The organism is Streptomyces sp. HUAS MS02 (assembly GCF_055702265.1).
Window position 1 is genome coordinate 829,671 of the sequence record NZ_CM146747.1, and the last position, 14,900, is coordinate 844,570.

Annotated in this window: 15 protein-coding genes and 1 pseudogene; 13 read left to right on the top strand and 3 right to left on the bottom strand. The window is 72.5% G+C overall.

Features of this window, described 5'->3' with window-relative positions:
- Window positions 1-59 precede the first annotated feature (59 nt).
- Window positions 60-446 (top strand): thioredoxin, encoded by a 387-nt coding sequence (trxA, locus tag ACZ9QC_RS03690; protein WP_184902431.1) that lies wholly within the window; start codon window positions 60-62, stop codon window positions 444-446.
- A gap of 36 nt (window positions 447-482) precedes the next feature.
- On the opposite strand, the gene ACZ9QC_RS03695 is transcribed toward trxA, so the two are convergent.
- The gene (locus ACZ9QC_RS03695; protein WP_472918796.1) at window positions 483-1,517 is read right to left on the bottom strand and encodes a LacI family DNA-binding transcriptional regulator; all 1,035 of its coding nucleotides are present in this window, start codon (window positions 1,515-1,517) and stop codon (window positions 483-485) included.
- A gap of 660 nt (window positions 1,518-2,177) precedes the next feature.
- Between ACZ9QC_RS03695 and ACZ9QC_RS03700 the strand changes: the two genes are divergently transcribed.
- The 6 genes and pseudogenes from ACZ9QC_RS03700 (at window position 2,178) to ACZ9QC_RS03725 (ending at window position 7,050) form a co-directional block, all read left to right on the top strand.
- A complete protein-coding gene (locus ACZ9QC_RS03700) occupies window positions 2,178-2,300 on the top strand; it encodes a hypothetical protein (protein WP_472918797.1) in 123 nt (40 codons plus the stop codon).
- Window positions 2,264-3,010 (top strand): annotated as a pseudogene (locus ACZ9QC_RS03705) (CdaR family protein); the annotation flags it as partial. The gene ACZ9QC_RS03700 and the pseudogene ACZ9QC_RS03705, both read left to right, overlap by 37 nt.
- Window positions 3,011-3,161: 151 nt before the next feature.
- The gene (locus ACZ9QC_RS03710; protein ID WP_472918798.1) at window positions 3,162-4,586 is read left to right on the top strand and encodes an amidase; all 1,425 of its coding nucleotides are present in this window, start codon (window positions 3,162-3,164) and stop codon (window positions 4,584-4,586) included.
- A gap of 92 nt (window positions 4,587-4,678) precedes the next feature.
- The gene (locus ACZ9QC_RS03715; RefSeq protein ID WP_184902426.1) at window positions 4,679-4,903 is read left to right on the top strand and encodes a hypothetical protein; all 225 of its coding nucleotides are present in this window, start codon (window positions 4,679-4,681) and stop codon (window positions 4,901-4,903) included.
- Window positions 4,904-5,063: 160 nt separating this feature from the next.
- Window positions 5,064-6,482: a flotillin family protein gene (locus tag ACZ9QC_RS03720; protein WP_472918799.1), complete on the top strand. Its 1,419-nt coding sequence runs from the start codon at window positions 5,064-5,066 to the stop codon at window positions 6,480-6,482.
- Window positions 6,483-6,603: 121 nt separating this feature from the next.
- A complete protein-coding gene (locus ACZ9QC_RS03725; protein ID WP_472918800.1) occupies window positions 6,604-7,050 on the top strand; it encodes a type II toxin-antitoxin system PemK/MazF family toxin in 447 nt (148 codons plus the stop codon).
- Here ACZ9QC_RS03725 and ACZ9QC_RS03730 read toward each other — a convergent pair.
- Window positions 7,047-7,937: a TIGR02452 family protein gene (locus tag ACZ9QC_RS03730; RefSeq protein ID WP_472918801.1), complete on the bottom strand. Its 891-nt coding sequence runs from the start codon at window positions 7,935-7,937 to the stop codon at window positions 7,047-7,049. The two genes, ACZ9QC_RS03725 and ACZ9QC_RS03730, sit on opposite strands and share 4 nt — an antisense overlap.
- A gap of 344 nt (window positions 7,938-8,281) precedes the next feature.
- Between ACZ9QC_RS03730 and egtA the strand changes: the two genes are divergently transcribed.
- From egtA to ACZ9QC_RS03755, 5 genes are all read left to right on the top strand, one after another.
- Complete coding sequence (gene egtA, locus ACZ9QC_RS03735) at window positions 8,282-9,556, top strand: ergothioneine biosynthesis glutamate--cysteine ligase EgtA (RefSeq protein WP_472918802.1); 1,275 nt, start codon at window positions 8,282-8,284, stop codon at window positions 9,554-9,556.
- On the top strand, window positions 9,553-10,899 hold the full coding sequence (gene egtB / locus ACZ9QC_RS03740; protein ID WP_472918803.1) for an ergothioneine biosynthesis protein EgtB: 1,347 nt from the start codon (window positions 9,553-9,555) through the stop codon (window positions 10,897-10,899). The genes egtA and egtB overlap by 4 nt, the downstream gene beginning before the upstream one ends.
- On the top strand, window positions 10,899-11,708 hold the full coding sequence (gene egtC, locus ACZ9QC_RS03745) for an ergothioneine biosynthesis protein EgtC (protein WP_472918804.1): 810 nt from the start codon (window positions 10,899-10,901) through the stop codon (window positions 11,706-11,708). Before egtB ends, egtC begins: the two co-directional genes overlap by 1 nt.
- On the top strand, window positions 11,705-12,667 hold the full coding sequence (egtD, locus tag ACZ9QC_RS03750) for an L-histidine N(alpha)-methyltransferase (protein WP_472918805.1): 963 nt from the start codon (window positions 11,705-11,707) through the stop codon (window positions 12,665-12,667). Before egtC ends, egtD begins: the two co-directional genes overlap by 4 nt.
- A 206-nt stretch (window positions 12,668-12,873) precedes the next feature.
- A complete protein-coding gene (locus ACZ9QC_RS03755) occupies window positions 12,874-13,089 on the top strand; it encodes a dodecin (RefSeq protein ID WP_184902405.1) in 216 nt (71 codons plus the stop codon).
- A gap of 21 nt (window positions 13,090-13,110) precedes the next feature.
- Here the strand turns inward: ACZ9QC_RS03755 and ACZ9QC_RS03760 are convergent, their stop codons facing one another.
- A complete protein-coding gene (locus ACZ9QC_RS03760) occupies window positions 13,111-13,599 on the bottom strand; it encodes a phosphatase domain-containing protein (RefSeq protein ID WP_472918806.1) in 489 nt (162 codons plus the stop codon).
- Window positions 13,600-13,742: 143 nt separating this feature from the next.
- Between ACZ9QC_RS03760 and ACZ9QC_RS03765 the strand changes: the two genes are divergently transcribed.
- Entirely contained in the window at window positions 13,743-14,840 is a 1,098-nt protein-coding gene (locus tag ACZ9QC_RS03765; RefSeq protein ID WP_472918807.1) for an NAD(P)/FAD-dependent oxidoreductase, read from the top strand.
- The last annotated feature ends 60 nt before the right edge of the window (window positions 14,841-14,900 follow it).

Here is a 14,900-nt window from a genome sequence, read left to right on the forward strand (position 1 = left end):
GCGTTGTCGAGAGCGGCTCGCCCGAGCACCTAGAGAGACCAGGAAGAGGGATGCACGCCATGAGCAGCACCGTGGAGCTCACCAAGGAGAACTTCGACCAGACGGTCACCGACAACGAGTTCGTCCTGATCGACTTCTGGGCGTCCTGGTGCGGGCCGTGCCGGCAGTTCGCCCCGGTCTACGAGAAGGCGGCCGACGAGAACCCCGACCTGGTGTTCGGCAAGGTCGACACCGAGGCCCAGCCGGAGCTGGCGCAGGCCTTCGGTATCCAGTCGATCCCGACGCTGATGATCGTCCGTGACCAGGTCGCGGTGTTCGCGCAGCCGGGCGCGCTGCCGGAGGCGGCGCTGACCGATGTCATCGGGCAGGCCCGCAGGCTGGACATGGACGAGGTCCGCAAGGCCGTCGCCGAGCAGCAGGCGCAGGTCGAGCAGAACGGTCAGTAGCCGGACCCGTCGCCCGGACCCGTCACCCGGGCGCGTTCAGCTCGACTCGCGGTGGACGATCCTCGCGGCCAGTACGTCGTGCGTCGTGGGGATCGTGGCGGGGTCGCGCACCACGCGGTCGACCAGTTCGGCGAGGTCGCGTCCGGACGGCAGTTCCAGATGGACGGTGCTGAGACGCGGCCGAAGCAGCCGCCCGATCATCAGGTCGTCGGCGCCGACCACGGCCGTCTCGTCGGGGATGCCGATGCCCTCGTCCTGCAGGGCCCGCATCAGCAGCGTCGCGTACTCGTCGTTGTAGGCGAACACCGCGTCCAGCCCGCGGGACCGCCAGTCACGGGCGAGCCGGGCGGCGGCCGCCTCGTCGTACGCGAGCGGCAGTTCGGTGACCGTCGCCTCCGTGCCCTGCACGGCGCGTCGTACGCCGGCGAGGCGGGGCAGGGAGAAGACCCCGAAGCCGGGCTCCTCGGGCACGACGACCCCGATCCGGCGGCGGCCGCGCTCGACCAGGTGCCGTCCCGCGCTGTGGCCGACGCCCGCGTGGTCCAGGATCAACGCGTGGGCGCCCTCGACGGGTTCGGGGGTGAGGGTGACGACGGCCTTGGCTCCGGAGCGCTTGAGGACGGCCACGCCCTGCGGGCCGATCCCGACCCCGGGCACGATCACGGCGACCGGGCGCAGTTCGGCCCAGGCGCGGGCGGCGTCGTCGCCGCGCAGGCCGATGCCGCCGTGCTGCACGACGGTGTAGTCGAGGCGGCTCAGGGCCCACTGGATCTCGTTGATGAACTGGCTGTAGAGCGGGCCGATGGGCACGTTCGGGGTGGGCATGAGGACCAGGCGGCTGTGGCCGGCGCGCAGGCTGCGGGCCGCCGCGTGGGGTACGTAACCGAGTTCCTTGGCCGCCTCGTGGACCCGGCGGCGGGTGGGTTCGCTGATACGGACCGCACTGGTGTTGTTCAGGACGTAGCTGACCGTCGCGCGTGAGACACCCGCGAGTCGAGCCACGTCGGAGCTCGTCGGCACGGATCGCTGCAGGGGCGAGGGCGGGGCGGGCTCTTTCGGTATCTGCACCATGAGGACGGCATCCTTGCAGAAGCGGTGAAGGTCGTTCCGGCCGGGGGCGTGCCGGCCATGCGGGAGCTCGGGGTTCGGGCCACCGATCTTTGTGGCAGGGCAGTTTGGCGAATGTGTTCGAAATCTGTGCAACCCGGCAGCCATTTCGCGCCATCTCCACCTGGGTGGGCCGAGGGTCACCCCGCACACCCGTACGACCTGTCGGCCCGCGCGCCCGAGGGGTGACGCCGTGCCTGGCCAAAGACGTATGACCGGTTCGCGGCAGTGCAGTCGGGCGCCTCTCCCTCGTCCGCTCTCCGGTCACCCGTGTGGGTGTCCTGTGACGATGATGCCCGAAAGCTATGGCGTGAACTATGTGTTGGCTGTGGGCGCGACGCCGCTCCGGACCTCCCACGGCCACCCGCCGATCGGCGGGCAACCTCCGCCGTGCGACGGCGCCCGGGTGCCCGCCGCGACGCCCGTCATCACGGTACGAACCGTTGGCGCGCGTCGCGGTGCGCGCCGTGGACGCGGTACCCGCACAAGGAGATGCCCATGACCATGATCCCGCCCTCCCTTCGACCCGGAACTCGCCGCGGCTCCGGGGGCGTTGAAGGACATGGTTCCGCGCGAGCTGAGCATGGAGGACATCCCGCAGATGCGCCAGGGCCGGGCATCGAGATGCCGGCCCGGCTGGACCTCACCATGGACGGGTTCTTCGAGGTCGAGGACCGGCTGGTGCCGGGCCCCGAGAGGGCGCCGGAGATGCCGGGGGCGCCGAGCCGAGCGTGGTGGACGCGGTGATCCTGGAGCGGGCGGCCGGCGCCCTGCGGCTGGTGCTGGACCGGACCCGGGGGCGCGTCCCCGTCTCCCCCGCCGACGACCCGGCGCTCGTCGAGACCGTCCTCGATCCCACCGTCACCGAGCGGGACCGTCTCCACGCCGCCCGAGGCCTCGGCCTCGATCCCGACGACCCCACGGCCCTGGCCCGCGCCGTCGCTCCCCTCGGCGGCCGCCCCCGCATCCCGCGCGTACGCCGGGACGAGCGGGACGCGGGGGCGGCCGGTACGGCCGGGCTGCCCGAGGGGCGGGTGGGGGTCGGGCCCGCGGTGGCGGTGCTCGGGCTGCCCGGGTCCTGGGACGGTGCGCGGACCGCGTTGCGGTTCACGGCCGAGGGCACCGCGCGGGATCCCGGTGAGCGGGTGGTGCGCGCCGACGACCTCGGCGGCATCGCCCTGCTCGCCGAACTGATCGCCCCCTGAGCCGAACCCCCGCCCGACGTGAGGGACTTGGCGCGTGCGGCGGCGGACTCGCCGTGGATGCCGGCGACGCTCCACGCGGTCGCCTCGACGGCCGGCCTGCGGTCCGCGGCCACCGCCGTCAACGTGCACCACTCCCCCCTCCAGGACCGCCCGATCCACGCCGAGGCCCTGCTCGGCTGGCCGGTCCTCACCCCCCAAGGCCGTCGGCGCCTCCATCTGGCCCTCACCATGCGCCACTTGGCTCGCGGCTGAGCGACCCCCCGGGCGGCGGCAGCGGCGGCACGGCGGCTCGTCGCCTCCCCAGGAATCGCCGCCCCCGCCGATCGACGCGTGTTCCCCGTACCGCCGTGGCCGCATGGACGTTACCGTTCGGTAGAAAGTCCTGCTTCCGGAGGTGTTCCGTATGGGTGTGGACCGTGCGCCGGGTCTCGTGGAGTGTGCTCGGGCGCTGGCCGCCGGGGAGGTGACGTCGCGGGCGCTGGTGGAGGCGGCGCTGGCGCGGATCGAGGCGAGTCAGGGGACCGTGAACGCGTTCCGGCGGGTGCGTGCCGAGGCGGCGCTCGTGGAGGCGGAGGCGGCGGACAGGGAGCTGGCGGAAGGCGGGCGGCGGCCGTTGCTCGGTGTCCCGGTGGCCGTGAAGGACGACATGGACGTGGCCGGGGAGCCGACCGCGTTCGGCTGCCCGGGCGAGTTCCCCTCGCTGCCGGAGGACGGCGAGGCCGTACGGCGGCTGCGTGCGGCCGGGGCGATCGTCGTCGGCAAGACCAACACCTGCGAGCTGGGACAGTGGCCGTTCACCGAGGGGCCGGCCTTCGGCGCCACCCGGAACCCCTGGCACCCGGACCACACCCCCGGCGGCTCCTCCGGCGGCTCGGCGGCGGCCGTGGCCGCCGGGCTGGTACCGGCCGCGCTGGGGTCGGACGGCGCCGGTTCGGTCCGTATCCCGGCCTCCTGGACCCATCTCGTCGGCATCAAGCCGCAGCGCGGCCGCATCTCGACCTGGCCGCACGCGGAGTCCTTCCAGGGCATCACCGTCAACGGCACCCTGGCCCGCACGGTCGCCGACGCCGCCCTGCTCCTCGACGCGGCGAGCGGCAACCACGAGGGCGACCTGCACCGGCCGGCCGCGATCGACGCCTCGGAGGCCGTCGGGAGGGACCCGGGCCGGCTCAGGATCGCCCTGTCGCTGAAGCCGCCGTTCACCGCGCTGCCCGCACGGCTCGACGCTCGCGTGGAGAAGCGGGTGCGGGCGGTGGCGGAGCGCCTCGCCGCACTCGGGCACGTGGTGGAGGAGGCCGAGCCCCGGTACGGGCGGATCGGGCTGACGTTCATCCCGCGCGCCACCGCCGGTATCGCCGAACGGGTCGGCGCCATCACCGAGCGGGACCTCCTCGACCGGCGCACCCTCGACGCCGCCCGCCTCGGCCGGCTGCTCGGCGGAGCGCCCCTGCGGCTGGCACGCCGCGCGGAGGTCGCGCTGCACCGCCGGATCGGCGCGCTCTTCTCGTCGTACGACGTGCTGCTGGCCCCGACGACCGCCGCTCCCCCGCCCCGCGTCGGCGCCATGCTGAACCTCGGCGGACTCGGCACCGACCGCGCGATGATCGCGGCCTGCCCGTACGCCTGGCCGTGGAACGTGCTGGGCTGGCCCGGGGTGAACGTACCGGCGGGGTTCGTGGACGGTGGGCTGCCGGTGGGCGCGCAGTTGCTGGGGCCGGCGGACAGCGAGCCCCTCCTGCTGTCCCTGGCCGCGCAGTTGGAGGCGGACCAGCGCTGGCACGAGCTGTGGCCCCCGGAGCACACCACCGCGAACGCGCCCGCCGTCTGAGCGGGTTCGGAGCCCGGGACATGCCCCTGGGGCCTGTTGCGAGAGCGGCGCCTGCCGTGCGACGACGCCACTTTCGCAACAGGCCCTAGGCTGTGACCATGGACGAAGCGTCGATGGTCGGGCTGATGGGACGGGTGACCGGTGCGGTCGGTCCCGGGCTCGTCGGCGAGGTGATCGTCCGGGTGCGGGGCGGTGCCGAGCATTTCCTCGCCTACCCCGCCTCCGCGAAGGACCGGATCGAGCCGGGGACCCTGGTGATGGTGATGGAGTATCTGCCGCCGCGCACCGTGTATGTGTCTGCGGCGTACGACAGTTGACGGTCCGTGAGGTGCCCGGGCCGCGCTCTGTCGGCTTTCGGGAACCGGTTGGCATCAGGACTGCAACAACGGTCTCCCGGTACCTGTACCCCCGCAGAACCACGCGGGACACTCCCGACGTTCGGTGCCGAAAGGGCACCAGGCCGAGGGGGGTGTGCCGATGTTCGTCGGCATCATCGCGGGGGCGACCGCAGCGGTGGCTCTGGTACTGATCGCTCTGTTCAAGCTCATGTGGCGTGTCGCCGAACCGAACGAGGCCCTGATCATCTCCGGCTCCAAGCACAAGATGGAGGGCCTGACGGAGGGCATGAACTTCCGTATCGTCACCGGGCGCGGCACGCTCGTGCTGCCCGGGATGCAGGCGGTGCGCAAGCTGTCGCTGGACCTCAACCAGACCGAGCTGGCCGTGGAGTGCGTGACCTTCCAGGGCATTCCGCTGAAGATCCGGGGCGTGGTCATCTTCAAGGTGGGCGACGACTTCGTGTCCATCGCCAACGCCGCACGCCGTTTCCTCGGCCAGCAGAAACGGGTCTCGGAGCGGGTGCACAACGTGTTCGCCGGTCATCTCCGGTCCATCGTCGGCGGGTTGACGGTCGAGGACATGATCCGTGACCGCGAGAAGCTGACCGGTCAGACACGGGCCGCGTGCGGTACGGAGATGGAGAAACTGGGTCTGATCGTCGACTCGTTGCAGATCCACGAGATCGAGGACCCGACCGGCTACATCAAGAACCTGGCCATGCCGCACGCGGCGGCCGTCCAGCGGGACGCCCGTATCGCGCAGGCCGAGGCCAACCGGCTCGCCACCGAGGCCGAGCAGCAGGCCGCCGCGCGCATGGCGGAGGCCACCCGGGACAGCGAGATCCTCCAGGCCGGCTACCAGGCCGAGCGGGACAACGCCTCGGCGCGGGCCAAGCAGGCCGGCCCTCTGGCCGAGGCCGCCGCCCGGCAGGAGGTCGTCGTCCAGGAGACCCGGGTCGCGGAGCTGGAGGCGTCCCGGCGCGAGCAGCAGCTCCAGGCGGACGTCCGCAAGCCGGCCGACGCCAAGGCCTACGAGAAGCGGACCCTCGCCGAGGCGGAGCGCGACGCTCGTATCTCCGCCGCGCAGGCGAAGGCCAAGGAGACCGAACTGGCGGCCGCCGCCGAGGCGACCGCGACGCAGATCTCCGGTGAGGCCGAGGCCGCTGCCCGGCAGGCCAAGGGGCTGGCGGTCGCCGAGGCCACGCGGGCGAAGGGGCTCGCCGAGGCCGAGGGCATCAAGGCGCGGAGCGCCGCGCTGGCGGAGAACCAGGAAGCGGTGATCGCGCAGCAACTGGCCGAGCGGTGGCCGGAGATCGTGCAGGCGGGGGCGTCAGCGTTCGGGAACGTCGACAACATGGTGCTGCTCAACGGGGCCGACGGGATGGCGGACATGTTCGCCAAGGCGCTCACGATGGGCGGGACGGGGTTGGGGCTGGCGCGGCAGTTGCTGGCCTCGATGAACCAGAACGGGGTGCCTGCCGGCGGCTCGGCCGGGGTCAATGGGGTGCCTGTCGAGAAGGGCGCTGTGGAGAAAGTCCAGGTGGACAAGGAGGCGTAGCGCCGTAACTCCGACTGTGTGGTCGACCGCGGGTTGTTTGTGGCTGGTCGCGCCCACGCGGTGGAGCCGCGGATCGACACAGACCCGCGCCCCCGAAGGGGCGCGGGTTAGCCTCTGGGCTGTGACTTCCTTTGCCGAGCAGGACGTACCGGGGCGCTACGGCCCCTCCGCCACCGTCGAGGCCGATCCCCGTGAGGTCGGGCGGGTGCGGACCGAGTACTCGCCCGCGTACGACGGGGACCCGGATCCCGGGGAGATCGTCTGGACGTGGGTGCCCTTCGAGGAGAACGACGGGCGGGGGAAGGACCGGCCCGTGCTCGTCGTGGCCCGGGAGCCCGGCGGGACCCTGCTCGCCGTGCAGTTGTCGAGCAAGCGGCACGACGGGGACCGGGAGTGGGTGCCGATCGGGAGTGGGCCCTGGGACCGGTCGGGGCGTGACTCGTGGGTGGACGTGGACCGGGTGCTGCGCCTGCACGAGACGGGCATGCGGCGGGAGGCGTGCGCGCTGGACCGGATGCGGTTCAACTCCGTGGTGCGGCGGTTGCGGGAGCGGTACGGGTGGCGTTAGGTCGTAGGCCGGGTGCGGGTCGTGCGTGGCTGGTGGCGCAGTTCCCCGTGCCCCTGGCGGGGCGCGACCATTGCGAACTCTCGTTCGAAGGCGCCCCGGGTTGACGAGCCCCTCGTGCGATCCAGGACGGCGAACACGACATGCGCGAAAGCACCGTCGAAACGACCGCCGTCCATGAGCAGCGCGCGGAAGGCGGTGGCCACCTGCGTGGGGTCGTTGCCGAAGACGCCGCAGCCCCAGGCGCCCAGGACCAGACGGCGGTGGCCGTGCGCCGCCGCCGTCTCCAGGACGCGCTCGGCGCGTACCGCGAGCGCGCGCGGGAGTTCGGGGACGCGCTCCGGCGTCGTACGGCGGACGACCGACGCGTTCGGGGCGGCCGAGGTCAGGAAGCCGGTCGTGTAGGGGGTGTCGAGGAGAGTTCCCCGGTCGTCCCGGAAGACGGGGACGGCGGGTGAGTGGATGACACGGTCCGTGTAGAACGGATCGCGGTGGGTGCGGTGGTGGTCGTAGAAGGCACGGGCCTCGCGGACGCAGGTGTAGAGGGCGGAGGCCCGGCAGAGAGCTTCCTCCTGGGCCTGGGCGCCGTTGAGATAGCCGCCGCCGGGGTTGCGCGCGGAGGAGAAGTTGAGGACGGCCACGGGAGTGGTGCCGGTGGTCGCCAGGCGGTGGGCGGCCTCCAGGCTGCTCTCACCCGTGACCTCGACGGTCGACGGGACGGGATCGACCGCCGGGATCGGCACCGGGGCAGGGCCGTGCAGGCGGGTGGCGGACCGCGCGGCCTCGATCTCCGCCGCGAGGGAGACCTCGTGGCCGGCAGGGGCGCGGTATCCGCCCGCCGCGACGATCCGCTCGGTCTCCTGTGCGATTCCACGCAGGCGGGCGCTCATCGCGTCACCCCCGCGTGTTCCGCGAACGCCGCCCGCGCGTACTCCCCCGTGTGTTCCGCGAACGCCGCCCGCGTGTACTCCCCCGTCGTGCTCATGGGCGCATCCTGGGCGATGCTGGTGAGTGTCCGCAACGGAGTTTCCTCGGGTGAATGACCCGGTACGGGTACGGGAAGAGGTGCCAGGAGTCCCCGGAAACGGAGATCGCCTATCCGCATTGCCACGAAGTGCCCCCTTGTGCGAAACCGGCACGAGGGTTTTGGGTGGGACGAGCGCTGCCGGTCCGGCCCCACCGGGCGGCGATCGGCGGCTTGGCTGACGAGATGGCATCTCAGGAGGATCCCGACATGTCAGATTCGACGAGTGGCTGTACGGAGCACCGCTCCCCGGTCACCGAGGCCGAGGTCGAGGCCCTGGTCCGGGGCATCTGCTTCAAGACCGGTCCACCCCGCACCCTCGGTGTCGAGCTGGAATGGCACGTCCACGAGCTGAGTGACCCACGGCTCCCGGCAACACCCGCACGACTCGAAGCGGCCTACGCCGCACTGCGGACCCTGACCCTGAGCTCGCCCCTGACCGTCGAACCCGGCGGGCAGCTGGAGCTCAGCTCGGCACCGGCCGCCTCCCTCATGGAGTGCGTCGGGTCCGTCTCGGCCGACCTCACCGCCGTCCGCGCGACGCTGCGGGAGATGGATCTCGGCATCAGCGGTTTCGGCCACGAACCCTGGAACCCCCCGACCCGCTACCTGCACGAACCCCGCTACGACGCGATGGAGATCTATCTCGACCGCTTCGGACCCGAGGGCCGGTCCATGATGTGCTCCTCCGCGTCGGTGCAGGTGTGTCTCGACGCCGGGTACGAGGAGCCGGGCCCGCTCGGTCACCAGCGGCGCTGGTGGCTGTCGCACCAGCTCGGCGCCGTCCTGGTCGCGGCGTTCGCGCACTCCCCGCTGGCACGCGGCCGGGTCACCGGCTGGCGCTCGACCCGGCAGGCGCTGTGGGCCGCCATGGACCCCGGCCGCACGGACGCCCCGTCGCTGGCCGGCGACCCGCGCGAGGCGTGGGCCCGGCTGGTGCTGGACGCGCCCGTGATGTGCGTGCGCGCCGACGAAGGCCCCTGGGAGGTGCCCGGAGCGATGACGTTCCGGGAGTGGACGCGGTCGGACACCCCGCCGAGCCGGGCCGACCTCGACTACCACCTGACGACGCTGTTCCCGCCGGTGCGCCCGCGCGGCCACCTGGAGTTCCGGATGATCGACGCGCAGCCGGGCGAGGACGGGTGGATCGTGCCGCTCGCCGTGACGGCGGCGCTGTTCGAGGACCCGGCGGCCGCCGAGACCGCCTACCGGACCCTCAAGCCCCTCGCGGAGCGAGCCGGTTCGCAACCGCCACCGCGCAATCCGCTGTGGGAGGCGGCCGCCCGGGACGGGCTGACCGATCCCGAACTGCGGGAGGCGGCGGCCGTCTGCTTCGCCGCGGCGGCCGAGGCGCTGCCCGGACTCGGGGCGAGTTCCGAGGTGCTGGACGCGGTCGCGGCGTACACCGACCGCTATGTGGCCCGGGGCCGCTGCCCCGCCGACGATCTGCTCGACCTGTTCCACGGGAAGGACATCCCCGCATGACCGCACCCGAGACGCCGGCTCCGACGGCCGACGCCGACCCCGGCATACTCCGGGAGCGCGCGCTGGCGGCGCTGACCACGGCCCGGGCCCGCACCGCGCTCCTGACCACCGCCGTCGACGAACCCGATCTCACCGCCCAGCACTCGCCGCTGATGTCGCCCCTGGTGTGGGACCTCGCCCACATCGGCAACCAGGAGGAGCTGTGGCTCCTGCGGAACGTCGCCGGACGGGAGGCGATGCGGCCCGAGATCGACGGGCTGTACGACGCCTTCGAGCACCCGCGCGCCGAGCGGCCCTCGCTGCCGCTGCTGCCGCCCGAGGAGGCCCGGCAGTATCTGCACGAGGTACGCGGCCGGGCGCTGGACGTGCTGGAGAGCATCGACTTCCACGGCACCCGGCTCACCGACGCGGGCTTCGCCTTCGGCATGATCGCCCAGCACGAACAGCAGCACGACGAGACGATGCTGATCACCCATCAGCTCCGCAAGGGGCCCGCCGTACTGTCGGCGCCGGATCCCGAACCGGTCCCGCTGCACACCGGTCCGTCCGAAGTCCTGGTGCCCGGCGGGGAGTTCGTGATGGGCACCTCGACCGAACCGTGGGCGCTGGACAACGAGCGGCCGGCGCACCGGCGGATCGTCCCGGCGTTCCACATCGACATCACGCCGGTGACGAACGGCGCCTACCAGGCGTTCATCGAGGACGGCGGCTACGACGACGAGCGCTGGTGGACGGCCGAGGGCTGGGACCACATCCGCGCGCACGGCATCCACGCGCCGCTGTTCTGGCGGCGCGACGGCCGGCAGTGGCTGCGGCGGCGCTTCGGGGTCACCGAGGTCGTACCGGCCGACGAACCGGTGCTGCACGTGTGCTGGTACGAGGCCGACGCGTACGCCCGCTGGGCGGGGCGGCGGCTGCCGACGGAGGCCGAGTGGGAGAAGGCCGCCCGGCACGACCCGGTCACCGGCCGCTCCCGCCGTTACCCGTGGGGCGACACCGATCCGGGGCCCGAGCACGCCAACCTGGGGCAGCGGCATCTGCGCCCGGCGCCGGCCGGCAGCTATCCGGCGGGCGAATCACCGCTGGGTGTACGGCAGTTGATCGGTGACGTGTGGGAGTGGACGTCGAGCGACTTCCTGCCCTACCCGGGGTTCACGGCGTTCCCGTACAAGGAGTACTCGGAGGTGTTCTTCGGCCCGGAGTACAAGGTGCTGCGCGGTGGCGCGTTCGCCGTGGACCCGGTGGCGTGCAGGGGGACGTTCCGCAACTGGGACTACCCGATCCGGCGGCAGATCTTCAGCGGCTTCCGCACGGCGCGTGACGCCTCTCCGGAGGTCGTCTGATGTGTCGTCATCTCGCTTATCTCGGACCGGAGTCGGCGCTGGGCACGGTGCTGGTGGATCCGCCGCACAGCCTGTTCCGGCAGTCGTGGGCACCCCGGCGGCAGCGGTACGGGACGGTCAACGCCGATGGTTTCGGGGTCGGTTGGTACGCCGAGGGCGACCCGGTGCCGGGGCGGTACCGCCGGTCGGGTCCCATCTGGGGGGACCTGTCCTTCACCGACCTCGCCCGGGTGGTCCGCTCCGGTGCCGTGCTGGCCGCCGTACGGGACGCCACCGTGCCCGGGGCGGACAACGAGGCCGCCGCGGCGCCGTACGCCGCCGGGCCCTGGCTGTTCAGCCACAACGGGGCGGTCGCCGGGTGGCCCCGGTCGCTCGGGCATCTCGCGGACGGTCTGCCCGCCGCGGAGCTGCTGTCGATGGAGGCCCGCAACGACTCCGCGCTCGTGTGGGCACTGGTCCTGAACCGGTTGCGCGCGGGCGACGAGGAGGGCCAGGCGCTGGCCGACACGGTCCTCGACGTCGCCCGGGCGGCGCCCGGCTCGCGGCTCAACCTGCTGCTGACCAACGGGGAGGCGATCGCCGCGACGGCCTGGGGCGACACGCTCTGGTACCTCGCCGAGCCCGGCCGCAGCACGGTCGTGGCGTCCGAGCCCTACGACGACGACCCGCACTGGGTGGAGGTCCCGGACCGCACGCTGCTGGCGGCGAGCCGTACGGACGTCCTGCTCACGCCGCTCAAGGAGCTGGACGAACCCAGCAGCCCGCACGACGAGTCCGCCTCCGCCGCACCGAAGGAGCCTTCCGCGTGAGCCCGTTCCTTCTCACCCGCACCCTGCCCGAGGACGCCACCGACGCGGCCCTGCGCGCCGATGTCCTCCACGGCCTGACCCGCACCCCGAAGACGCTGCCGCCGAAGTGGTTCTACGACGCGCGCGGCAGCGAACTGTTCGAGCGGATCACCGAGTTGCCCGAGTACTACCCGACCCGCGCCGAGCGGGAGATCCTCGTCGGCCGGGCGGGCGAGATCGCCGCGGCGAGCGGGGCGCGCACCCTGGTGGAGCTGGGGTCCGGCTCCTCCGACAAGACCCGGCACCTGCTCGACGCGATGCCGGGCCTGCACACGTACGTGCCGGTCGACGTGAGCGAGAGCGCGCTGCGGCAGGCCGGCGAGGCGCTGGTCGCCGAGCGGCCGGGGCTCAACGTGCACGCCCTGATCGCCGACTTCACCGCCGGGCTCGAACTGCCCTCGACGCCGGGACCGCGCCTGGTGGCCTTCCTGGGCGGCACGATCGGCAATCTGGTGCCCGTGGAGCGCGTGGCGTTCCTGGCCGCCGTACGGGCCCTGCTGGAGCCGGGGGACACACTGCTGCTGGGCACGGACCTGGTCAAGGAAGAGGCGGTGCTGGTCGCCGCGTACGACGACGCGGCCGGGGTGACGGCCGAGTTCAACAAGAACGTGCTCAACGTGGTGGACCGGGAGCTGGGGGCGGACTTCGACCCCGACGCGTTCGACCATGTCGCCCTCTGGAACGCGGAGTGCGAGTGGATCGAGATGCGGCTGCGGTCCCGTACGGCGCAGACGGTGAAGATCCCGTCGCTGGATCTCGCGGTCGATTTCGAGGCCGGGGAGGAGTTGCGGACGGAGGTCTCGGCGAAGTTCCGGAAGGAGGGGGTGCGGGCCGAACTGGATTCTGTCGGGCTGGAGTTGACACGGTGGTGGACGGATGAGGAGGGCCGGTTCGCGCTGTCGTTGAGCCGAGCGGGGTAGCGGGCGGCCGGGGGCTGCGTTGTCGGGTGCGGGTGAGTGGGGACTGGTCTTTCAGGGGCGCGGGGAGCTGCGCGAGGAGCCCCGCCGGAGCCGCACCCGACAACGCACCGTCGCCCCGGATCACTCGCGCCGCGGCGCGACCTGGGGCACCGTGGAGTGATGTGGCGCATCGGCCACCGGTGGAGCACGCGACAAGGAGAACCCGCATGACCGACCACGTGTACCGGGTCACCGAGATCGTCGGCAGTTCGGGCGAGAGCGTCGACCACGCCATCCGCAACGGTGTCGCCCGCGCCGCCCAGACCCTGCGCAACCTCGACTGGTTCGAGGTGACGCAGGTCCGGGGGCACATCGAGGACGGGCAGATCGCGCACTACCAGGTCGGCCTCAAGGTCGGCTTCCGGCTGGACGACACCGACTGACGGACCGGGACGGCCGGGCCCTCAGGTCCGGCCCTCCCGCTCCTGCGCCACCTTCAGCGCGGCGGAGGCCGCGGCCCAGCGCGCCCGTACGACCGTGAAACCCGCCCGCTCCGCGTCCGCGCAGACCAGTTCGTCGTCGTCGACGAGGACGCGGATCTCGCGGGTCCGGGCGAGATCGCGGAGAATTTCCAGCTTGGTGCGGCGGGCGGGCCTGCGGTCGTTGTTGCGGCGCATCCAGATCCGCCCGTCCGGCAGCCCCTGCGCGGCCAGCCAGTCGACGGTGTCGCGGCGGCAGCGTTCGGGCCGCCCGGTCAGATACACCACCTCGCACTCCTCCGCGCTCTCCCGCGCGAGCGCGACGCCCTCGGCCAGGGGCGGGTCCTGCGGGGCGGCGGCGAAGAACGCGTCCCAGTCGCGCGGGTTGCGCTCCAGGAACCGTTGCCGGTGCGCGGTGTCGGCGAGGGTGTTGTCCAGGTCGAAGACGGCGAGGGGCCGGTCGTTGTCGGTCACGGCATCAGCCTAGGCAGCCGTCGGCAGCCGCTGACTCGTGTCGTCCGTCGTCGCTTCACACAACAACCACGAACCCCGCCAGTAGCTTGAGGTTTCAAACGCTAGGGTCGTCACCTCTCCCCCCACAGCACAGGAGAATCGGCGTGCCTGACGGCGAAGTGATCGTGATCGGCGGCGGATACGGCGGCATCCGCCTCGCCAAACAGCTGGACGAGATAGCCCGGGTCACCCTCGTGGACCGCAAGGAGGTCTTCTTCCACCGCATCGCCGCGCTGCGCGCGGGCGTGCACGAGGCATGGACGACCACCCCCTTCATCCCCTACGACCGACTGCTGCGCCACGGCCGTGTGGTCGTGGGCAAAGCGGTCGACATCGACACCGGCGAGCGACAGGTGCGACTCACCACGGGTGAGCGGCTGCCGTACGACGTGGTGGTGATCGCGACCGGCGCGGACTATCCCGAACCGGCGCGTTTCCTGGGCACCACCACCGAGGAGGCCGGCAAGACGTTCGCCGCGCACCAGGAGAAGGTGGCCGCCGCCGAGCACGTCCTGATCGTCGGCGGCGGGCCCGGCGGCGTGGAACTCGCCGCCGAGATCCGGCTGGCCCGGCCGGACGCGCGGGTCACCCTCGCGCACGCGGGACCGGAACTGCTCAGCTCCACCGGCAGCAAGTGGGCGGGGCGGCGGGCCCTGTCCTGGCTGGAGTCGCACGACGTCGAGGTGCGCCTCGACTCGTTCGTCTCCCAGGGACCCGACTTCGGCACCTACCGGGACGGCCGGGGCGGGCTCTTCGAGGCGGACCTGTCGTTCTGGGCCAACGGCACCACCCCGAACACGCTCTGGCTGCGGCTTGCCGGGCACGGGGCGTGGCTGAACGCGGACGGGCAGGTCAAGGTCGACCGGATGCTGCGGGTCGACGGGCGGCTCGACGTGTTCGCGGTCGGTGACGTGAACGACGTGAGCGAGCTGAAGGTCTCACCCGTCGCGTTCGCCCAGGCGGACCTCGCCGCGCACAACATCCGTGCCTACCTGGAGAGTTCAGGCAGGCACCGCAAGGAACCGCGACTTTACCGGCCGATCCGGCGGACCCCGCTGATCATTCCGTTCGGTCCGGCCGACGGGATCACGCTGCTGCCGGTGCCGGGGGGTGAGACGGCCGTGCTGGGGGCTCGCACGTCGACGCTGGCGAAGGCGAAGACGCTGATGACGCCGTACGTGCGGAAGCAGTTGGGCTACTGAGGGGGGCGGATCGGGGCGCGGTTTGGGATGCGAATCGGGGTGCGTTGTCGGGTGCGGGTC